The organism is Streptomyces sp. So13.3 (assembly GCF_005860785.2).
GTDB lineage: Bacteria > Actinomycetota > Actinomycetes > Streptomycetales > Streptomycetaceae > Actinacidiphila > Actinacidiphila fildesensis.
Window position 1 is genome coordinate 3,179,841 of sequence record NZ_CP048835.1, and the last position, 19,693, is coordinate 3,199,533.

Annotated in this window: 18 protein-coding genes and 1 riboswitch; of the genes, 4 read left to right on the forward strand and 14 right to left on the reverse strand. The window is 69.4% G+C overall.

The window, feature by feature from the left end; all coding sequences use genetic code 11:
- Positions 1-60: 60 nt before the first annotated feature.
- The 4 genes from C8250_RS14435 to C8250_RS14450 form a co-directional block, all read right to left on the reverse strand.
- Positions 61-1,107: a C40 family peptidase gene (locus C8250_RS14435; protein ID WP_138356187.1), complete on the reverse strand. Its 1,047-nt coding sequence runs from the start codon at positions 1,105-1,107 to the stop codon at positions 61-63.
- Between the two features lie 198 nt (positions 1,108-1,305).
- Positions 1,306-2,331, reverse strand: coding sequence for an NlpC/P60 family protein (locus C8250_RS14440; protein WP_138356188.1), 1,026 nt, complete (start codon positions 2,329-2,331; stop codon positions 1,306-1,308).
- Between the two features lie 308 nt (positions 2,332-2,639).
- Positions 2,640-4,016, reverse strand: coding sequence for an NYN domain-containing protein (locus tag C8250_RS14445; RefSeq protein WP_138356189.1), 1,377 nt, complete (start codon positions 4,014-4,016; stop codon positions 2,640-2,642).
- A 91-nt stretch (positions 4,017-4,107) separates the two neighbouring features.
- On the reverse strand, positions 4,108-4,398 hold the full coding sequence (locus C8250_RS14450) for a hypothetical protein (protein WP_138356190.1): 291 nt from the start codon (positions 4,396-4,398) through the stop codon (positions 4,108-4,110).
- A 139-nt stretch (positions 4,399-4,537) separates the two neighbouring features.
- Here C8250_RS14450 and C8250_RS14455 point away from each other — a divergent pair, with 139 nt between their 5' ends.
- A complete protein-coding gene (locus C8250_RS14455; RefSeq protein WP_138356191.1) occupies positions 4,538-5,317 on the forward strand; it encodes a rhomboid family intramembrane serine protease in 780 nt (259 codons plus the stop codon).
- Positions 5,314-5,595, forward strand: a complete 282-nt coding sequence (locus C8250_RS14460; RefSeq protein WP_138356192.1) for an Lrp/AsnC ligand binding domain-containing protein — start codon at positions 5,314-5,316, stop codon at positions 5,593-5,595. Before C8250_RS14455 ends, C8250_RS14460 begins: the two co-directional genes overlap by 4 nt.
- A 33-nt stretch (positions 5,596-5,628) precedes the next feature.
- On the opposite strand, the gene C8250_RS14465 is transcribed toward C8250_RS14460, so the two are convergent.
- The 6 genes from C8250_RS14465 to C8250_RS14490 form a co-directional block, all read right to left on the reverse strand.
- Positions 5,629-7,002 carry an aminotransferase class V-fold PLP-dependent enzyme gene (locus C8250_RS14465; protein WP_138356193.1) on the reverse strand — a complete coding sequence of 458 codons (1,374 nt, stop codon included), beginning with the start codon at positions 7,000-7,002 and terminating at the stop codon, positions 5,629-5,631.
- A 45-nt stretch (positions 7,003-7,047) separates the two neighbouring features.
- Positions 7,048-7,163: riboswitch (SAM riboswitch) on the reverse strand.
- Positions 7,164-7,481: 318 nt separating this feature from the next.
- The gene (gene trpD / locus C8250_RS14470; RefSeq protein WP_138356194.1) at positions 7,482-8,546 is read right to left on the reverse strand and encodes an anthranilate phosphoribosyltransferase; all 1,065 of its coding nucleotides are present in this window, start codon (positions 8,544-8,546) and stop codon (positions 7,482-7,484) included.
- A gap of 137 nt (positions 8,547-8,683) precedes the next feature.
- The gene (locus tag C8250_RS14475) at positions 8,684-10,318 is read right to left on the reverse strand and encodes a cytochrome bc complex cytochrome b subunit (RefSeq protein ID WP_138356195.1); all 1,635 of its coding nucleotides are present in this window, start codon (positions 10,316-10,318) and stop codon (positions 8,684-8,686) included.
- Positions 10,315-11,367: a Rieske 2Fe-2S domain-containing protein gene (locus C8250_RS14480; protein ID WP_232484789.1), complete on the reverse strand. Its 1,053-nt coding sequence runs from the start codon at positions 11,365-11,367 to the stop codon at positions 10,315-10,317. Before C8250_RS14480 ends, C8250_RS14475 begins: the two co-directional genes overlap by 4 nt.
- 8 nt (positions 11,368-11,375) lie before the next feature.
- Positions 11,376-12,188, reverse strand: coding sequence for a c-type cytochrome (locus C8250_RS14485; protein ID WP_138356197.1), 813 nt, complete (start codon positions 12,186-12,188; stop codon positions 11,376-11,378).
- 82 nt (positions 12,189-12,270) lie between these two features.
- Positions 12,271-12,891 carry a heme-copper oxidase subunit III gene (locus C8250_RS14490; RefSeq protein ID WP_138356198.1) on the reverse strand — a complete coding sequence of 207 codons (621 nt, stop codon included), beginning with the start codon at positions 12,889-12,891 and terminating at the stop codon, positions 12,271-12,273.
- Between the two features lie 228 nt (positions 12,892-13,119).
- Here C8250_RS14490 and C8250_RS14495 point away from each other — a divergent pair, with 228 nt between their 5' ends.
- Entirely contained in the window at positions 13,120-13,527 is a 408-nt protein-coding gene (locus C8250_RS14495) for a hypothetical protein (RefSeq protein WP_138356199.1), read from the forward strand.
- 9 nt (positions 13,528-13,536) lie between these two features.
- Here C8250_RS14495 and C8250_RS14500 read toward each other — a convergent pair whose 3' ends face one another.
- The 4 genes from C8250_RS14500 to coxB all read right to left on the reverse strand — a co-directional run bounded on the left by C8250_RS14500 (position 13,537) and on the right by coxB (position 18,015).
- Positions 13,537-14,793, reverse strand: a complete 1,257-nt coding sequence (locus C8250_RS14500; RefSeq protein ID WP_138356200.1) for an Ig-like domain-containing protein — start codon at positions 14,791-14,793, stop codon at positions 13,537-13,539.
- 122 nt (positions 14,794-14,915) lie between these two features.
- On the reverse strand, positions 14,916-15,314 hold the full coding sequence (locus C8250_RS14505; RefSeq protein ID WP_138356201.1) for a cytochrome c oxidase subunit 4: 399 nt from the start codon (positions 15,312-15,314) through the stop codon (positions 14,916-14,918).
- A complete protein-coding gene (ctaD, locus tag C8250_RS14510; protein ID WP_138356202.1) occupies positions 15,311-17,068 on the reverse strand; it encodes a cytochrome c oxidase subunit I in 1,758 nt (585 codons plus the stop codon). Before ctaD ends, C8250_RS14505 begins: the two co-directional genes overlap by 4 nt.
- Positions 17,065-18,015 (reverse strand): cytochrome c oxidase subunit II, encoded by a 951-nt coding sequence (gene coxB / locus C8250_RS14515; RefSeq protein WP_138356203.1) that lies wholly within the window; start codon positions 18,013-18,015, stop codon positions 17,065-17,067. The genes ctaD and coxB overlap by 4 nt, the downstream gene beginning before the upstream one ends.
- Positions 18,016-18,252: 237 nt before the next feature.
- Between coxB and C8250_RS14520 the strand changes: the two genes are divergently transcribed.
- Positions 18,253-19,650, forward strand: coding sequence for a cysteine desulfurase/sulfurtransferase TusA family protein (locus C8250_RS14520; protein WP_138356204.1), 1,398 nt, complete (start codon positions 18,253-18,255; stop codon positions 19,648-19,650).
- Positions 19,651-19,693: the final 43 nt, after the last annotated feature.

The following is a 19,693-nucleotide window of genomic DNA, read 5'->3' on the forward strand; positions in this document are numbered from 1 at the left end:
GCCCGATCGTACGGGCGCCGCCCCGTGGCCCGGGTCAGGGCCGGGTGGCCGACGGGCAGGTCAGGGCCGGGTGACCGCGGAGATCGGCATCATGTTGACCGGGTCGTAGCGCACCCGCGCGCCCGGGTACGGGGCGTGCACCACCCGGCCGCCGCCGACGTACATCCCCACATGGCTCGCGTTGTCCCGGTAGATCACCAGGTCGCCGGGGCGGGCCTGGTCGAGCGGGACCTGGTGGCCGGCGTGCTTCTGCTCCTGCGAGGTCCGCGGCAGCGACACCCCGGCCTTCCGGTAGGAGTACTGCATGAGGCCGGAACAGTCGAAGGACGACGGGCCCGTGCTGCCCCACACATAGGGCGAGCCGATCGCCGCCCGCGCGGCGGCCACGGCCATCGCGGCGCGGGACGAGGAGGCCGGCAGATCCGGCATGTCGGGTACGGAACGGCTGGAGCGCGACGTCCGGTCGTCCAGGCCGCGGACGAATCCGGCGCGCTGCGCGGCCGGCATCTGGTTGAGGAGCCGTTGCGCCGCGCCGAGTTTGCCCTGCACGCTGCGCTTGCGGTCCTTCATCGTGGACCTGGCGCGTTCCAGGTCGGCCAGCTTGGCCGCCGCCATCGAACGCTTCTGCTCCAGCGAGCGCTGTGCTTCCTGCAGTTGCGCCAGATCGGCGGCCTGGTGGTTGCTGATCCGCTCCAGCGCCTCGGCCCGGTCGAGATAGCTGTCGGGATCGGAGGAGAGCATGAGGGCCATCGTCGGGTCGATGCCGCCGCTGCGGTACTGGGCCCCGGCGATCGCGCCGAGGTCGTCCCGCATCCGGTTGACCCGCTCCTGGCCCCGGGCGGCCTGGTCCTGGAGGGAGGCCACCTCGTGCCGCAGCCGGGTGGCGCGCTCCTGCGCCGCGTTGTACTGCTCGGTGGCCTGTTCGGCCTGCTGGTAGAGCCGTCCCACCCGGGACGACGTGTCGGTCGCGGGACCCGCCGGGTCGGCGGCCGCGACCTGGGCCGCCGCGCCTCCGGAGAGCGCCGCCGCGGCGGCCGCCGCGGAGAGCACGGTGACGCGGGAGGTGCGGGTGAAGCCGGGTTGCGGGGACCGCCGATGTGTTGCCACGGCTGAGACAGTAGTCAGACCATCACGCTGAGTTCAAAGACCGCGCGGCCGTGACGGGCGGGCGGCCTTCTCGATGCCCAGGTCACTGCCGCTCGGCCGTCAGCGGTCACCCTCCGATATCACTCGAATGAACCACGCCGCCGGCCGGAGGAGACATGATTCCGGCCGGGCGGGAGAGTGCCGGGAGAACGAACCGGATCAGATCCGTACGCCGAACTGGAACGGCATGTTGCCGATCGCCTCGTAGCGCACGTACGCACCCGGCTTGGGAGCGTGCAGCACCATGCCGTTGCCGGCGTAGAAGCCGACGTGGTGGCGGTCGCCGAAGAAGATGACCAGGTCGCCGGGGGCCAGCTGGCTCATCGTCAGGTGGGTGCCGTAGTTGGCCTGGTCCTGGGACATCCGGGGGATGTTGACACCCGCCTGCGCGTAGGACCACATGGTGAGGCCGGAGCAGTCGAAGGTGTTGGGACCCGTCTTCGCCCACTCGTACGGCATGCCGATCCTGGTCTTCGCGGCGGCGAGCGCGGCGGCGGCACGCTGCGAGGGCGCGGGAACGTCGCCCAGGTTGGGCCGCTCGTTGCTGCGGCTCGCGCGGGCGTCCTGGTCCGCGATGGCCGCACGCTGCTGCGCGGTCAGCGAGTTGAGCACCTTCTGGGCCGCGGCGAGCTTGCTCTGGGCCGCGTTCTTCTGCTTGCCGAGTTCGGTGCGGGCGCTCTCCAGCGAGGCCATCTTGGTGGTGGCCTCGGCGCGCTGCTGGTCCAGGGTGCGCTTGACTTCCTGGATCTGCTTGAGCGACTCGGCCTGCTGGGCGCTCACCTGGTCCATCATGGATGCCTGGGACAGGTAGGTGTCCGGGTCCGCCGACAGGAAGAGCTGGAGCGTCGGGTCGATGCCGCCGGTGCGGTACTGGGCACTGGCCATCGCGCCGAGGCCGTCGCGCAGGGTGTTGAGCGTGCCCTGTTCGCGCGCCACCCGGTCCTGGAGGTCGCCGACCTCCTTCTGCAGCTTGCCCTGCTGCTCCTTGGCCCCGTTGTACTTCTCGGTGGCCTGCTCCGCCTCGTCGTACAACTTGTCGACCTGGGACTTGACGTCCTTGATGTCGGGCTTGGCGGGGGCGGCGTTCGCGGCCTGGGAAGTGAGGGCGACGGCTGCGGCAGCGGTAGCGGTGAGTACGGTCACCCGCATGCGGCTTGTCGGCTTGGGACGACGGTGGGACGCCACGAAGGCGAGCTCCTTCTTCCTTCAGCCGCCTACCCGGTTGGTCGGCGGTCCCCCCTGCGCCCGGTCGTTCGGCCGCTGGACCCACGGTTTTCGTGGTGCGGCTTGATCGACGGCGCGGAGGTTCGAGCCCCGACCATAGTGACCTTCCTGTGATCGGTTCAAATCCTTGTAGGTAAAACTTCGATCGCGACACGTTTTCTTTACGAAGATCGAACGTGCAGTAGTGGTCATCTGACGCTGAGTTGATCGCAGATGCGCATAAGGGACACCGGAGTGCGAGGCACACCGGTACGGGAGCGGACCGGAGTTCAGCCGCGCGCGAGCCGCTTGAGGAGCAGCGTCGAAGCGACGGGCCGCGCACCGGCCTTGGCGACGCCGTCGGCGACCTCACGGTCCGCGGAGACCACCACGACGACCCGCCCCGGCGGTTCCGCCCGGACCAGGCGGCGGATCAACTCGTCGGCGGTCTCGCCCGCCTTGCTGAACATCACCCGCACCCCGCGCGGCGGCGCCAGCAGCACCGGGGCGTCCAGATCGGCCCCGTCGAAGACACAGGTGACCTCGGCGCCGCTCTGCGCCGCCAGCACCGCGAGGCCGCCGAGCAGCCGCAGCCGCTGCTTCTCCAACGGCAGGGACGGATAACCCGTCTTGGTGACGTTGTAGCCGTCGATCACCAGGTGCGCCTGCGGGAGGGCCAGCAACTGGTCGAGCAGGGCCGGGTCGTTCTCGGACAGGGCGCGCTGCGCGATGTCCTTGGGGCTGATCGTGCCGGGCGCGACCGCTTCGACGGTGTCGGCCGGACGGACGCCCATGGTGTCGCGCGGTGGCAGCGCCAGCTCGCGGCGCAGCCCGGTGGCCGCGTCCAGCACGGTGTCCAGCAACAGCCGCAGCCGTACGCCCTCGGCGCTGCGGCCCTCGCGCACGGACCTGCGGCCCGCCTCCAGGGCGGCCTCGGCCTCGGTGACGCGGGTCCTGAGCCGGCGTGCCTCGTTCTCGGCGGCGGCCTTGTCCGCGGCGGCCGCGGCCCGGACCTCCTCCAGCTCGGTCTCCACCTTGCGCAGCGCCGCCTCGGCACGCTTCATGTCGCTGACCGCGCTGCGCAGCCTGCGCTGCGTCGTGTCGATCTCCTTGCGGGCAGCCTCCAGCTCGCCGCGGCCGCGGGCGGCCTCGTCACGGGCCTGCAGCTGGAAATCGGCCAGCTCGTCCCTGAGCTGCTGCAGTTCGCGGGTGGTCTCGCCGTCGGCCCGTTCGGCCAGCGCGCGCTGCGCCTCCTCGCCGGCGGTCGCGACGATCTTGGCCCAGCCGGCCGGGCGCAGCAGATAGGCGGCGGCGGCCACGTCGAGCGGGTCCGCGGCGGGCGGCGGGGTGCCCGCCTCCAGCGCCTCGGCCAGCTCCGGCTGGGACTCACGCAGCCGGGCGGCGATCTTCTGCCGGAAGGCGGGATCGGTCTCCAGGGCGGTGGCCAGCGCGGTCGCCGCGAACTTGGCGCGCCGCGACGGGGTGAACCGGGCATAGGGCCGCAGCGGGGACGGCAGTTCGGCGAGGGTGAGGCCGCCGAAGGCATCAGCGGCTATCGTCACGACCCGGTGCCGCACGCCTTCGGGCAGCGGTCGGTCCAGGGCCGGCTCGGCCGCCTCGTCGGCGCCGCTGCTCTCGGCCTGCGGGTGCCCGCCGGTCCCATCCACCAGTCACTCCCGTCCAGTGCTGTCGGCGCCTCCCCGGCCCCCTTCGATCCCTCCGGCCGCCGCCGTACAAGTCCATTGTCGCCGTACAGGGTCAACCCTGCGTCGAATCCGCTTCCGCTTCGACACCGGCGTCGGCGCCACCCTCGGCTCCCGCACTGGGCCGGTCGACCAACTCGACCTGGTCGGCCGCGTTGCACCAGCGGCAGCGCACCGACTCCACGGTCTCGCTGAGCACCTCGGTCTCCTCGACCTTCGCCTCACCGGCGAGGTCCAGGTGGACGTACTCCACGACCTTCGTCGATCGCGTGACATCGAACCGGGTCAGATTGCCGCACAGCGTGCAGCGCCACCGGGTCGTCGCGGTCGGCAGGGGAACCGGCATCGGGCGGACACCTCTTTCGGGACTTTCGGGTCGGCACGTGGCGTACGCGCGCGTTCCGGTTACCCTACGGCCTCCACGGCGGGCGGCGCTGCGGCGAGGCGCCCCCTGACCGATACGCCTGTTCCGTCATGATCGATACATGGTCATCCCGGTCTACGACAAGAACCCGGTCCGCCGCACTCCCGTGGTGACGTACGCCTTGATCGCCCTGTGCGTGGTCGTGTTCCTGCTGGGTCCGATCTCGGGGTTCAACCCCTCCTACGGCACGGGTGACCAGCTCCAGTGCGCCCAGGCGGTGTATTTCGACCGCTGGGGAGTCATCCCCGCCGAACTGTTCCACGGGCAGCTGCCGCTGGACCGGCTGGGGCTGCCCGCCGGCTGCCCGGCCCCGCACACGTTCACCAAAATGACATTTCCGTCGGTGCTCACCGCGATGTTCGTCCATGGAAGTTGGCTGCATCTGATCGGCAACATGCTGTTTTTGTACGTCTTCGGCGACAACGTCGAGAGCCGCATGGGCCGCTTCCGCTATCTGCTGTTCTTTCTGGCCGCCGGATACCTCGCCACGTACGGCTTCGCGCTCGCCAGCGCCGACTCGACGCAGACCCTGGTCGGCGCCTCCGGCGCCATCTCCGGGGCGCTCGGGGCGTATCTCTACCTCTATCCCAAGGCGCGGGTGACGAGCCTGTTCCCGTTCCTCTTCTTCGTCCCGCTGCGCTTCCCGGCCTGGATGGTCCTCGGCTTCTGGTTCGCGCTGCAGTGGCTGGCCGCCCAGACCAGCCAGTCGGGTCCCGGGGTCGCCTATCTGGCCCACGTGGTGGGCTTTGTCTTCGGCTTCCTGGCCGCCGTGGTGTGCTTCCGCCGAAGCCCTAAGCTGGAGACCGCAGCCAGGGCGACCCAAGGAGACCTACAGCCGTGATCACCGCGATCGTGCTCATCAAGACCAGCGTCGACCGGATCCCCGAGATCGCCGAGGCGATCGCCGCCCTGGACAGCGTCAGCGAGGTCTATTCGGTCACCGGGACGTACGACCTGGTCGCCATGGTCCGCGTCTCCCGGCACGACGACCTCGCGGACATCATCCCGGGCCGGATCAGCAAGATCCCCGGCGTCGAGGCCACCGACACGCATGTCGCGTTCCGCACGTACTCCCAGCACGACCTGGAGGCGGCCTTCGCGATCGGCCTCGAAGGCTGACGCGGCCGGCCGCCGCCCGGCGTATCCGGCCGCTCAGTCGCGGGCGGGCACGCAGCGGCCGGCCTCGGTGCGGTAGTTCCACTTGGCGCCGTCCCTGACGAGTTCCGTGACGGCGCCCAGGAAGCGGTCCACGTGCTCGTCCGGCGTGCCCGCCCCGAAGCTCACACGGATCGCGTTGAGCGACTTCTCCCCCGGCTCGCTCTCCGGGGATCCGCACTCGCCCGGCTCGGTCGGCTCGCTGCCCAGCAGGGTGCGGACCAGCGGGTGGGCGCAGAAGAGGCCGTCGCGCACCCCGATGCCGTACTCGGCGGACAGCGCGGCGGCGAAGTGCGAGCTGTTCCAGCCGTCCACGACGAACGAGATGACACCGACCCGGGGCGCGTCGTCGCCGAACAGCGACAGCACCCGGACCTCCGGCACCCCGGCCAGTCCGGCGCGGACCCGGGTGACCAGGCCCTGCTCCCGCTCCACGAGCGAGTCGAAGCCCGCCTCGGTCAGCGCCCGGCAGGCCGAGGCGATCGAGTACACGCCGATGACGTTCGGCGATCCGGCCTCGTGCCGGGCCGCGGTGGTGTGCCACTCGACGTCCACCCCGCCGTCGGCACGCCGCGCGACCTTGCGGCTCGCGCCGCCGCCCGCCAGGTACGGCTCGGCCTCCTGCAGCCAGTCCGCCCGGCCGGCCAGCACGCCGGAGCCGAACGGGGCGTAGAGCTTGTGCCCGGAGAACGCCACCCAGTCCACGTCCAGCTCCGCGATGTCCACCGGGTGGTGCGGGGCGAGCTGCGCGGCGTCCAGCACGATGCGGGCGCCGTGCGCGTGCGCCGCGTCGGCCAGCTCACGGACCGGCCACAGCTCACCGGTGACGTTCGAGGCGCCGGTCACGCACACGAGCGCGGGGCCGTAGGGGTCGCGCTGCGCGAGCGCCGCCTCCAGCGAGGCGACGGCCTGCTCGGGGGTGCGGGGCGCGGTCAGGTACGTGACGCGCGCGTCCCGCCACGGCAGCAGCGACGCGTGGTGCTCGGTCTCGAAGACGAAGACCTGGGTGCCGGCCGGGAGCACCGAGGCCAGCAGGTTCAGCGAGTCGGTGGTCGACCGGGTGAAGACCACCTGGTCGCCCTCCCGGCAGCCCAGGAAGTCGGCCACCGTCGCCCTGCTCTGCTCGAACAGGTCGGTGGAGAGCTGCGACAGGTAACCGGCCCCGCGGTGCACGCTGCCGTAGTAGGGCGCGTACGCGGCCACGTCGTCCCAGACCCGCTGCAGCGCGGGCGCGCTGGCCGCGTAGTCCAGGGCCGCGTAGGTGACCTCGCCGCCGGTCACCAGCGGGACCCGGACGTCACGGCCGAGCACTTCGAGGGGAGCGGTGGCCACGGAACCAGGGGTGCAGGTGGAAACGGGGTGCACGGACATGACGGAGCTCCTCAGGGACCTGGACCCCGGAAGCAGTCGCGAAGGGGCCCGCGCTTGCCGTAGACACCTCGCCTACGGCCCGGTCATCACCTGGGGCACCCCGCCACGGACGGAGGGTTGCCGGACAGCAAGCCAGGGCCAAATCGCTGTCACTCGTGACCTGACGAGAAGTATGCCAGCTGTCCTGCCGACGGCAAGCGGCATTCCGCGATACGGACGGTCCTCCGGACGGGCTCGAGGGAAGCCCGCCGTCAGGACGGGCAGGCCTCGTCCCCGTCCGGGAGCGCGGAGAGCCCCCGGACCGGGGAGCGGACAGGGATCCGCCGGACGGGGTGCTGGGGCCTGTCCGGCTGGGCAATGGGCAGTCCAGACGCCGTCCGCCGCAGGGGGTCTCCCCGCCCGAAGGCGGGGGAAGCCTCGTCAGGGCTCCCTCCGGCCGAAGGCCGGGAAAGAGCCGTTCCTCATTCGCCGGAAGGGCGTTACGCGTTGCTCGCCGCGACCCAGCGGTCCAGCGCGATTCTGGCCGCGCCCGAGTCGATGGCCTCGGCGGCGCGGTTGATGCCGTCGGCGATCTGGACCTCCAGGGTGGCGGATCCGGGGTCGAGGGCGACCAGGGCGGCGGCCGAGTTGAGCAGGACCGCGTCGCGGACCGGACCGCGCTCGCCCGCCAGCAGCCGGCGGGCCACCTCGGCGTTGTAGGCGGCGTCCGCGCCGCGCAGGGCCTCGACGGGGACCAGCGGGATCCCGACGTCACGGGGGTCGAACGCGACCTGGTCGACCTTGCCGTCCCGGACCACCCACACCTGGGAGGTCGCGGTGGTGGTCAGCTCGTCCAGCCCGTCGTCGCCGCGGAAGACCAGCGCGGAGGAGCCGCGCTCGGCCAGCACACCCGCCATGATCGGCGCCATCCGGGCGTCGGCGACCCCGGTGGCCTGGGCGCGGACCCGGGCCGGGTTGGTGAGCGGGCCGAGGAAGTTGAACGTGGTCTGGGCGCCGAGCTCCCTGCGGGCCTTGGCCGCGTACCGCAGCGCGGGGTGGAACTTCACCGCGAAACAGAACGTGATGCCCGCTTCCTCGGCGACCTCCACGACCCGCTGCGGGGTGAGCTCCAGATTGACCCCGAGCCGCTCCAGCACGTCGGACGAGCCGCTTTGGGACGACGCGGCGCGGTTGCCGTGCTTGACGACCTTGGCGCCGGTGCCCGCCACGACGATCGCCGACATGGTGGAGATGTTCACCGTCCTGGCGAGGTCACCGCCGGTGCCGACGATGTCCACCGTCCGGCCCGGCACCTCGATGATGTTGGCGTGCGCGTACATCGCCCGGACCAGGCCCGACATCTCGTCGACGGTCTCGCCCTTGGAACGCAGCGCGATGGCGAAGCCGGCGATCTGCACGTCGGTCGCCTCGCCGGTCATGATCTGGTCCATCGCCCAGGCGGTGTCGTCGGCCGTCAGGTCATGGCCGCGCAGCAGCTGGTTCAGTACGCCCGGCCATGAGTGGTTCGCCGAGCTGTCGCCGCCTGCCGGGGTCACAACGCTCATGGTCCACACTCCTGGTGGTCGGGTCGATACTGCGTGCCCAAGCCTATCGGGGGCGGGGCACGGCGAAGGGCCCCGTCCATGTCATGGACGGGGCCCTTCGAGGTTGCCGTCAGCCGGCGCGAGGGATCAGCGGACGATCAGTGGTGGCCGTGGCCACTGGTGATCTCCGCGTGCTCCTCGGGGGTCGGCTTGGGGATCTGGCTGGCCTCGCCGTAGAAGCCGTGCGACAGCTTGGTGCGCAGCTTCGTGATCGGGCCGATCTTGCGTTCCACGCCGTTCTCGTCGACCTCGGGGCCGGCTTCGAGCGGCTTCGGCTGGTCGTGCGCGGTGAGCGTGTGCAGCGCCTCCTGGGAGAGCTGCTCGTGCACCTCGATGAACTCACCGTGCGGCAGCCGCTTGATCAGGCCGGTCTCGCGACCGTGCAGGACCTTGTCGCGGTCGCGGCGCTGGAGGCCGAGGCAGATCCGCTTCGTCGCGATGAACACGAGCACCGGGAGCACGAAGAACCCGATGCGCACGACCCAGGTGATCTGGTTGAGCGACAGGTGGAAGTGCGTCGCCCAGAGGTCGTTGCCGCCACCGACGAGCAGGATGCCGTACCAGCTCAGCCAGGCCGCGCCGAAGCCGGTGCGGACCGGGTGGTTGCGCGGCCGGTCCAGCAGGTGGTGCTCCCGCTTGTCCCCGGTGACCCAGGACTCGACGAACGGGTAGATCGCGATCGCGACGAGTACCAGCGGGAAGATCATCAGCGGGATGAACACACCCAGGGCCAGGGTGTGGCCCCATGCGTTGATCTCCCAACCCGGCATGACACGGATCAGGCCCTCGGAGAAGCCCATGTACCAGTCGGGCTGGGCGCCGGTGGACACCTGGTCCGGCCGGTAGGGGCCCATCGCCCAGATCGGGTTGATCGACGCGATCGAGGCGACCGCCGCGATGACACCGAAGACCAGGAAGAAGAAGCCGCCCGCCTTCGCCATGTACACCGGCAGCAGCGGCATGCCGACGACGTTCTTCTCCGTCTTGCCGGCACCCGGGAACTGGGTGTGCTTGTGGTAGAAGACCAGGATCAGGTGGGCCACCAGCAGACCGGCCATGATGCCCGGCAGCAGCAGGATGTGCACCGAGTAGAAGCGCGGTACGAAGTCGGTGCCGGGGAACTCCCCGCCGAACATGAAGAACGACAGGTACGTGCCCACGACCGGCATGGACAGCACCGCGCCGTCCATGAACCGGACACCGGTGCCCGACAGCAGGTCGTCCGGCAGCGAGTAACCGGTGAACCCGGTGAACATGCCGAGGACCAGCAGCAGGAAGCCGAAGAGCCAGTTGACCTCGCGGGGCTTGCGGAACGCACCCGTGAAGAACACGCGCATCATGTGCACGAGCATCGCGGCCACGAAGATCAGCGCGGCCCAGTGGTGGATCTGGCGGACCAGCAGACCGCCACGCACCTCGAAGCTGATGTGCATCGTCGACGCGAACGCGTCGGACATGCGCTGGCCCTGCAGCGGGGCGTAGGGGCCGTCGTAGACGACCTCGGCCATGCTGGGGTGGAAGAACAGCGTCAGATACACACCCGTGAGGATGAGGATGATGAAGCTGTAGAGGCAGATCTCACCGAGCATGAAGGACCAGTGGTCCGGGAAGATCTTGCGCATGTTGGCCTTGGCCAGGCCGTAGATGCCGAGACGGCCATCCGCCCAGTCGGCGACCCGCTCGCCGGCGGGGGCTTTGCCCCGGCGCTGCGAGTTTTCAGCAGTGGTACTCATCCGCGCTCCCAGAAGCTCGGGCCGACGGGCTCCGTGAAGTCGCCGAGGGCGATGAGGTTGCCCTCCTCGTTCACGCTGATCCGCAGCTGCGGAAGGGCGTGACCGGCAGGGCCGAAGATGACCCGGGCGCCGTCGGACAGGTCGAACGTCGACTGGTGGCACGGGCAGAGGACGTGGTGCGTCTGCTGCTCGTAGAGGCTGATCGGGCAGCCGACGTGCGTGCAGATCTTGGAGAACGCGACGATGCCCTCGTGGGCCCAGTCACGCTCCCGCTTGTCCTTGATGTCGTTCGGCTCGAGCCGGATGATCATCAGGGCGGCCTTGGCGATCTCCTTCTGGAACCGCTCCTGGTTCTCCTCCAGGCCCTCGGGCATGGCGAAGGTGAGCGATCCGACGGGAACGTCCTCGGGCCGGAGCGGCTTGTTGGTGTTCTGGTTGATCAGCACCTTGCCCTTGGACCACAGGGTGTGCCGGAGCTTGTCGCCCGGCAGCGGTCCCAGGTCACGCAGGAGCACGACACCGGAGAGCGGCACCAGGGCCAGCGCGCCGAACATCGTGTTGCGGATCAGCTTCCGGCGGCCGAAGCCGCTCTCCTTCGCGCCCTGCGCGAAGTCGGCCAGCACCTGGGCCTTGACCTCGGGCTCGGCCGAAATCGGGTGACGCTCGGCGGCGTGCTCCTCGTCGGACATCAGCGTGCGGGCCCAGTGGACCGCGCCGGCGCCGATGCAGAAGAGGGCAAGACCCAACGTCAGGCCGAGCGAGAAGTTCAGCGCACTGACGTGGCCGAACGGGAAGACGTAGATGATCTTGTCGACGGGGAAGACCACGAAACAGGCGATGAAGCCGATCGTGGACAGCATCGACAGGAGGAAGAGGAACGCGATGGTGCGTTCCGAGCTCTTCGCGGCACGCTCGTCGATGTCCTGACGGCGGTGCTCGTGGGGCGGAAGGCCGGGGTCGGCGAACGCGTTCTCTCCGCGGACGGCCGGCACGTCGCCCCCGTGAGCGTGTGACGGCTCACTCGGCAGGTTCTCTTCTGACTCTGACATGTCCTGACTCATGACTTCTTGGCCTTCGTGGTCCGGGCCGCAACCCAGATGGCGACAGCGATCATGGCTCCGAGGCCGAAGACCCAGGCGAACAGACCCTCCGAAACCGGTCCGATGCCTCCGAGCTCAAGGCCACCGGGGCTGGGGGTCTTTTCGCCGTTCACGGCGTCGAGGTACGCGATGATGTCCGCCTTCGCGTCCTCCGGCATCGTGGTGTCGGGGAAGGACGGCATGCTCTGCGGGCCGCTCTGCATGGCCTCGTAGGTGTGCTTGGGGTCCACGTCCTCCAGGCTGGGCGCGTACTTGCCGTTGGTCAACGCACCGCCCTTGCCTGTGAAGTTGTGGCACTGCGCGCAGTTCGTGCGGAACAGCTCCCCGCCCCTGGCGGCGTCCGCGCCGTCCGGGCTGTACTGCTCCTTGGTGGGTACCGAGGGACCCGGGCCCAGCGAGGCGATGTACGCGGCGAGCTGGTCGATCTGGGCCTGCGTGTAGATGTTCTTCTTCTTCGGGATCTGCGATCCCGGCTGCTGGGCCGGCATGCGGCCGGTGCCCACCTGGAAGTCGACGGCTGCGGCGCCGACGCCCACCAGGCTCGGGCCGTCGTTCTTACTTCCCTGGCCGGACGTGCCGTGGCAGCTGGAGCAGCCGACGGCGTACAGCTTCTTGCCCTCTTCGATCGCGAGGGACTGGGCTGTGTCGTCAGCCTGCGCCTTCTGCGCCGGCGCGAACGCGGCGTACAGCCCCCCGGTGGCCGCGAGCGCGAGAAGTAGGACGACAAGCGCCGCCAGCGGATGGCGCCGTCGTGCGGAGAGCTTTTTCACGGATTACCCCGGTCAGGATCTGTGTCGATGCTTCTGTCTGTGTCTGTCTGAACGTCGTTCCGGCCCGTGGCCGGCCCGCCGGTTACTTGATCAGGTAGATCGTGGCAAAGAGGCCGATCCAGACGACATCGACGAAGTGCCAGTAGTAAGACACGACGATGGCCGCCGTGGCCTGCTCGTGAGTGAACCTCTTGGCCGCGTACGTTCTGCCGAGAACCAGCAGGAACGCGATCAGACCACCTGTCACGTGCATCCCGTGGAAGCCGGTCGTGAGGTAGAACACCGATCCGTACGGGTCGGACGACAGCGAGAGGCCGTCGTTCTTGACCAGTTCGGTGTACTCGAAGATCTGGCCACCGATGAAGATCGCGCCCATCACGAACGTGAGCATGAACCACGCGCGGAGCTTCTTCACGTCGCCGCGCTCGGCGGCGAACACGCCGAGCTGGCAGGTGAGGGAGGAGAGCACGAGGATCGTCGTGTTCGTCGCCGAGAACGGAACGTTCAACGCCGACGCGTGTTCCTTCCAGAACTCGGCACCCGTCACCGAGCGAAGGGTGAAGTACATCGCGAAGAGGGCCGCGAAGAACATCAGCTCGGAACTCAGCCAGATGATGGTTCCGACGCTGGTGAGGTTCGGCCGGTTGACCGACGGGTGCGCGTGCCCGGTATCTACTGCTGTTGCTGTCGCCACGTCCGACATTATGTCGGTCCCTTATCTCGCGCTCACTCCGGGGGGTGCCATTCGGTGTGTCCGGCCCCGCAGGAGACCCGCGTGGCCTACCGAAGCCGTCCCTCGAAGGAGGGATGACGGAGCATCGGACGGATCTTGTCCTGGGCCGAAGGCTCCTCGCGGAGCTGTTCACGGGAGTAGCATCCGAGCCACTTGACGACGGACTCGACGACGATTCCTCGACGATCAGGAGGCACGATGCGGGCGACTGCCACGGTGCTGGTCTACAGCGACGACGCGAACACCCGGGAGCAGGTCCGGCTCGCCGTCGGGCGCAGGCCGGCGCCCGACCTGCCGCCGGTCGAATTCCTGGAGTGCGCGACACTGCCGGCCGTCCTCACGGAGTTGGAACGGGGCGGCATCGACGCCTGCGTCTTCGACGGTGAGGCGGCTCCCGCGGGGGGCATGGGCGTGTGCCGGCAGGTGAAGGACGAGATCTTCCAGGCGCCGCCGGTGCTGGTGCTGATCGGCCGGCCGCAGGACGCGTGGCTGGCCACCTGGAGCCGGGCCGAGGCGGCGGTGACGCACCCCGTCGACCCGGTGGCGCTCGCGCAGGCCCTGGCCGGGCTGTTGCGCAAGCGCCTCGCGGTGACCGCACCGGCGTAGCCGGACCGGTCAGACCTCGGGACGGAGCCGGGCGGGGGCGGCGGTGTTCTGCACCGCCGCCGCCTTGCCCGGGCTGCCCAGCGCGCTGCCCTTCTTCCACTCGGACCAGTTCAGGTTCCAGTCGCCGAAGCCGTTGTCGAACGGAGTCATCGTCGAGCCCGCGCTGTTGACGACCTGGACGACGTCGCCCATGCGCACCTGGTCGAAGAACCAGTGCGCGTTCTCGGTGCTCATCCCGGTGCAGCCGTGGCTGACGTTGTCGACCCCCTGTGAGCCCTCCGACCAGGGCGCGGCGTGCACGTACTCGCCGCTCCAGGTCACCCGGGTGGCCCAGTAGACGGGAAGGTCGTACCCCTCCGAGCTGCCGGCGGCTATGCCGATGCTCTCGCTCTGCATCCGGACGAAGCTCTCCTTGCCCAGGACGACCTTGACGCCGTTGCGGGTGGAGAACCCGGGCTTGCCGGTGGTCACGGGTATGGTGCGGACGACGCTGCCGTTGCGCTTGAACGTCATCTCGTGGGAGCCCGCGTCCGTTATCGCCTCGACCCGGTCACCGGTCGTGAGCGTCAGCGGCTTGGAGGCTCCGCCGTGGAGGCTGTCCGTGACGCGGACACCGTCCAGGGTGCTGCGGACCTCGATCTTCGCGTGGGCGGGCCAGAAGGTCTCAGGCCGGTAGTGCAGCGTGCGGTCGTCCACCCAGTACCAGGAGCCGACGGCGGCCTCCGGACTGGCGGTGACCTGCAGGTTCTGCTCGACCTTGGCGCGTGCCGCGGGGTCCTTGACGGGCACGGTCAGCATGGCGGTGACGGGCTGTCCGACGCCGTAGGTGCCGGTGTCGGGGCCGAAGGTGACCCGGAGCAGGCTGTCGGAGGCCTTCGTGTCGAATCCGACGGTCTCCCGGCCGGGACGCCCGGCGCTGTCCTCGGTGCTCACCCGGACCGTGTAGTGGGCTCCTGCGGCCAGCGGGGCGGTGCTGTGCCAACGTATGCCGTCCGGGGAGAGTTCGCCCCTGACGTAGCGTCCTGCGGCGTCCGTGGCCGTGACGTCGGTGATCCGGCCGTCGTCCTTGGCGGTGATCTCCAGGGGCTTGTTCGGGTCCACCTTGCCGCCGTCGGCGAGACTGTAGGAGACCTCGCCCGCCGCGTCGTAGGGAGAGGCGGCCAGCGGATCCCCGCCGTCACCGCCGCATGAGGTCAGCCCCACCGCGAGAGGGGCTACGAGAAGCGCGTATCGCATCGCCGTCCGGCGTGTCGAGAAGTGACTCATGGTCACAAGGTATGAAGATTCGCCCGGATCGGCGCGTTGAGCGCATGCGAACGGGCTGGGCCCGGACACCGTGCGGTGTCCGGGCCCAGCCCGTGATGTGTCGCGGCGGTCACCCGCCGGTCCTACTGTGTCTGGTTCTCACCGCGGTAGTACTCGAACACCCAGCCGTACAGGCCGATGAGGAGCATCGGGGCGGAGAAGTACAGCAGCCACCAGCCGAAGATCACACCGAGGAACGCCAGCGCACCGCCGATGGCGAGCGAGAGCGGCTGCCAGCTGTGCGGGCTGAAGAAGCCCACCTCGCCGGCGTCGTCCGCGACGTCCGCGTTCTCGTTGTCCTGGGCTCCGGTGTCCGCCCGGCGGGCGGTGAAGGCCAGGTAGAACCCGATCATCACGCTGAGGCCGAAGGCAAGGAACAGCGCCGTGGTGCCGGCGGGCTCCTTGGACCAGTAGCCGTAGACGATGGCCGAGGCGAGGATGAAGACCGCCAGGCCGAGGAACATCTTGCCTTGGACCCTCACAGCTGCTTCCCCTTCTCCTCGTGCTCCTCGCCACCGGCGACGAGGGCGCCGCGCTCAGGGTCGAGGTTCTGCTCGAGCTCCATCGCGGAGATCTCCGGGTGGTGCAGGTCGAACGCCGGCGACTCGGACCGGATACGCGGCAGCGTGAGGAAATTGTGCCGCGGCGGCGGGCAGGAGGTCGCCCATTCGAGGGAACGGCCGTAGCCCCACGGGTCGTCGACCTCGACCTTCTTGCCGTACTTGGCGGTCTTCCACACGTTGTAGAAGAACGGCAGCATCGACAGGCCGAGCAGGAACGAACTGATGGTCGAGATGGTGTTCAGCGTGGTGAACCCGTCGGCCGCCAGGTAGTCCGCGTAACGGCGCGGCATGCCCTCGACACCCAGCCAGTGCTGGATCAGGAACGTGCCGTGGAAGCCGAAGAACAGCGTCCAGAAGGTGATCTTGCCGAGCCGCTCGTCCAGCATCTTGCCGGTGAACTTCGGCCACCAGAAGTGGAAGCCGGAGAACATCGCGAAGACCACGGTCCCGAAGATCACGTAGTGGAAGTGCGCCACCACGAAGTACGAGTCCGAGACGTGGAAGTCCAGCGGCGGCGCCGCCAGGATCACACCGGTCAGACCACCGAACGCGAAGGTGATCAGGAAGCCGACGGCCCACAGCATCGGGGTCTCGAAACTCAGTGACCCCTTCCACATCGTGCCGATCCAGTTGAAGAACTTCACCCCGGTCGGGACCGCGATGAGGAACGTCATGAACGAGAAGAACGGCAGCAGCACACCGCCGGTGACGTACATGTGGTGCGCCCAGACGGTGACCGACAGGCCGGCGATGGAGATCGTCGCGCCGATCAGGCCGACGTAGCCGAACATCGGCTTGCGGCTGAACACCGGGATCACTTCGCTGATGATGCCGAAGAACGGCAACGCGATGATGTACACCTCTGGATGCCCGAAGAACCAGAACAGGTGTTGCCAAAGCAACGCCCCGCCGTTGGCGGCATCGAAGACGTGCGCCCCGAACTTCCGGTCGGCCTCCAGGGCGAACAGCGCGGCGGCGAGCACCGGGAAGGCCAGCAGGACCAGTACACCGGTCAGCAGGACGTTCCAGACGAAGATCGGCATGCGGAACATCGTCATGCCGGGTGCGCGCATGCAGATGATCGTGGTGATGAAGTTGACCGAACCGAGGATCGTGCCGAAACCGGAGAAGGCCAGACCCATGATCCACATGTCGGCGCCGACGCCCGGGGACCGGACCGCGTCCGACAGCGGGGAGTACGCGAACCAGCCGAAGTCGGCCGCGCCCGCCGGCGTCAGGAAGCCGGCCACCGCGATCAGCGAGCCGAACAGGTAGAGCCAGTAGGCGAACATGTTCAGCCGCGGGAACGCCACGTCGGGCGCGCCGATCTGCAGCGGCATGATCCAGTTCGCGAAGCCCGCGAAGAGCGGCGTCGCGAACATCAGCAGCATCACGGTGCCGTGCATCGTGAACGCCTGGTTGAACTGCTCGTTCGACATGATCTGGGTGCCCGGGCGGGCCAGTTCGGCGCGCATGAGCAGCGCCATGATCCCGCCGAGGATGAAGAAGAAGAACGAGGTGATCAGGTACATCGTCCCGATCGTCTTGTGGTCGGTGGTGGTGAGCCACTTGATGACCACGGCGCCGGGCTGTGCCCGCTTCACCGGCAACTCGTCCTCGTACGACTCGCCGATGGCGGCCGCGCCCTGATGGGGTTCGTTGAGAATGCTCATGTGGTCTTGGGCTCCGCATTCTTGGCGTTGCCCGTGGTGGCAATGCCCGCCGGGAGGTATCCGGTCTGGCCCTTCTTCGCCAGATCCTGCAGGTGCTGCTGGTACTGCTCCGGGGAGACGACCTTCACGTTGAAGAGCATCCGGGAGTGGTCCATGCCGCACAGTTCCGCGCACTTGCCCAGGAAGGTGCCCTCCTTGCTCGGGGTCACCTCGAAGACGTTGGTGTGGCCCGGGATGACGTCCATCTTCATGAGGAACGGCACCACCCAGAACGAGTGGATGACGTCGCGCGAGGTGAGGACGAACCGCACCGTCTCGCCCTTCGGCAGCCAGAGCGTCGGACCGGGGTTACCGGTGTCCTGGTTCTTCGTGGCGGGAGTGCCGAAGTCGTAGACGCCCTCGGCACCCACCGGGAACTTCAGCTTGTCGACGGGGATCTGCTCGAGCTCCTTGGGAGCCACCGCAGGGGACGACTTGTTGCCGTCCACGTCCTCGACGTAGTTGAAGGCCCAGCTCCACTGCATGCCGACCACGTTCACCACGTGGTCCGGCTTTTCTGAGGTCGCCAGAAGCTTGGATTCGTCACGCGCGGTGAAGTAGAAGAACACCGCGATGATGATGATCGGGACCACGGTGTACAGCGCCTCGATGGGCATGTTGTACCGGGTCTGCGGAGGAACCTCGACCTTCGTCCGGCTTCGCCGGTGGAAGATCACACTCCAGATGATCAAACCCCAGACAAGTACACCGGTCGCCAGCGCGGCGGCCCAGGAGCCCTGCCAGAGCGCCAGGATCCGGGGGGCTTGTTCCGTAGCGGGGCTGGGCATGCCAAGGCGGGGGTATTCACAACCGGTAGCGGTCACAAGGACCAGCGCCGCGGCCAGCGCCTGCGGCAGCTTCCGCCGCACCGGGCGCCGCGACGAGCGGTCGGAGCCGTTGGGACTCACGTAGCGCCTTCCCGAGAGTCTCGCCCACGCGTCCGGGTGCCCGGCCGTCAGCTGGTCGGTCGGCCCTGGCGCGGGCAGGTAGGTGTGGATGTTTATGCGGACCAAACCCTACTGGACGCTATTTGGGGTCGCGCGGGGAGGGGGTCCAACGCGCCGGGGCACTTCCCGAAGGGATGGACCGGCATGCTCCGCATGCCGCCTGACGGCCCGCCGGGCGACAGGCGTAGCGTGCCGGGCGTGTCCTACTTCGATGCGGCTTCGGCCGCTCCCCTGCACCCCGTCGCCCGCCAGGCGCTGGTAGCCGCGCTGGACGAGGGGTGGGCGGATCCGGCCCGCCTGTACCGCGAGGGGCGGCGCGCCCGGCTGCTGTTGGACGCCTCCCGCGAGGCGGCCGCCGAAGCGGTGGGCTGCCGTCCCGACGAACTGGTTTTCACTCCTTCGGGAACCCGTGCCGTTCACACGGGCGTGTCAGGAGCCATGGCGGGACGGCGGCGGACGGGGCGTCACCTCGTGGTGTCGGCCGTCGAGCACTCGTCGGTGCTCCATGCGGCCGAGGCGTACGAGGCCACCGAGGTCGGGGTGGACCGTACGGGGCGGGTGGACGCCGCCGCGTTCGCCGCCGCGCTGCGGCCGGACACGGCACTGGCCTGCCTGCAGTCCGCCAATCACGAGGTGGGCACGGTCCAGCCGGTCGCCGAGGCCGCCGAGCTCTGCCGGGAGGCGGGGGTGCCGCTGCTGGTGGACGCGGCGCAGTCGCTGGCCTGGGGGCCGGTGGATGGCGGCTGGTCGCTGCTCACCGCCAGCGCCCACAAATGGGGCGGGCCGCCCGGGGTCGGGCTGCTCGCGGTCCGCAAGGGCGTGCGCTTCGCCGCTCAGGGCCCCACGGACGAACGGGAGTCGGGACGCTCCCCCGGCTTCGAGAACCTGCCGGCCATCGTGGCCGCGGCGGCGTCGCTGCGCGCCGTGCGGGAGGAGGCCGCGGCCGAAGGGGCGCGGCTGTCGGAGCTGGTCGGCCGGATCCGCTCCCGGGTGCCGGTACTCGTCCCCGATGTGGAGGTCGTCGGCCATCCCACGCTGCGGCTCCCGCACCTCGTGACGTTCTCCTGCCTCTACGTCGACGGGGAAGCGCTGCTCGGCGGGCTCGACCGCGCGGGCTTCTCGGTCTCCTCCGGCTCGTCCTGCACCTCCAGCACCCTGACCCCGAGCCATGTGCTGCGCGCGATGGGCGTCCTGTCGGAGGGCAACGTCCGGGTGTCACTGCCGCCGGGCACTCCTGCGGAGGACGTCGAGCGGTTCCTCGGCGTGCTGCCGGAGGTCGTCCGCTCGGTCCGCGACCAGCTCGGCGCCCCGGCCTCCCCCGCCGCGGACACCTCCGCCCCGTCGGCCGAGGTCGCCGGTGCCCCCGACAAGCCCGCTCTGACGGTCGACTCGCTCGGCAAGCGCTGCCCGGTCCCGGTCATCGAGCTCGCCAAGGTCATCGGCGATGTGCCGGTGGGCGCGGTGATCTCCGTGCTGTCCGACGACGAGGCGGCGCGGCTGGACATCCCCGCGTGGTGCCAGATGCGGGACCAGGAGTACGTCGGCGAGCGCGCGGCAAAGCGGGGTACGGCGTACCTGGTGCGGCGCAGAACGTGAAAAAGATGGCCTCGAGCTCCCCCGGACTCCGTCCGGGAGGTAC

Excerpts from the sequence above, each read along its gene's own strand:
- C8250_RS14450 (WP_138356190.1), bottom strand. The coding sequence starts at position 4,398 with ATGCCGGTTCCCCTGCCGACCGCGACGACCCGGTGGCGCTGCACGCTG.
- C8250_RS14455 (WP_138356191.1), top strand. The coding sequence starts at position 4,538 with ATGGTCATCCCGGTCTACGACAAGAACCCGGTCCGCCGCACTCCCGTG.
- C8250_RS14465 (WP_138356193.1), bottom strand. The coding sequence starts at position 7,002 with ATGTCCGTGCACCCCGTTTCCACCTGCACCCCTGGTTCCGTGGCCACC.
- trpD (WP_138356194.1), bottom strand. The coding sequence starts at position 8,546 with ATGAGCGTTGTGACCCCGGCAGGCGGCGACAGCTCGGCGAACCACTCA.
- C8250_RS14475 (WP_138356195.1), bottom strand. The coding sequence starts at position 10,318 with ATGAGTACCACTGCTGAAAACTCGCAGCGCCGGGGCAAAGCCCCCGCC.
- C8250_RS14480 (WP_232484789.1), bottom strand. The coding sequence starts at position 11,367 with ATGTCAGAGTCAGAAGAGAACCTGCCGAGTGAGCCGTCACACGCTCAC.
- C8250_RS14490 (WP_138356198.1), bottom strand. The coding sequence starts at position 12,891 with ATGTCGGACGTGGCGACAGCAACAGCAGTAGATACCGGGCACGCGCAC.
- C8250_RS14495 (WP_138356199.1), top strand. The coding sequence starts at position 13,120 with ATGCGGGCGACTGCCACGGTGCTGGTCTACAGCGACGACGCGAACACC.
- C8250_RS14500 (WP_138356200.1), bottom strand. The coding sequence starts at position 14,793 with ATGAGTCACTTCTCGACACGCCGGACGGCGATGCGATACGCGCTTCTC.
- ctaD (WP_138356202.1), bottom strand. The coding sequence starts at position 17,068 with ATGAGCATTCTCAACGAACCCCATCAGGGCGCGGCCGCCATCGGCGAG.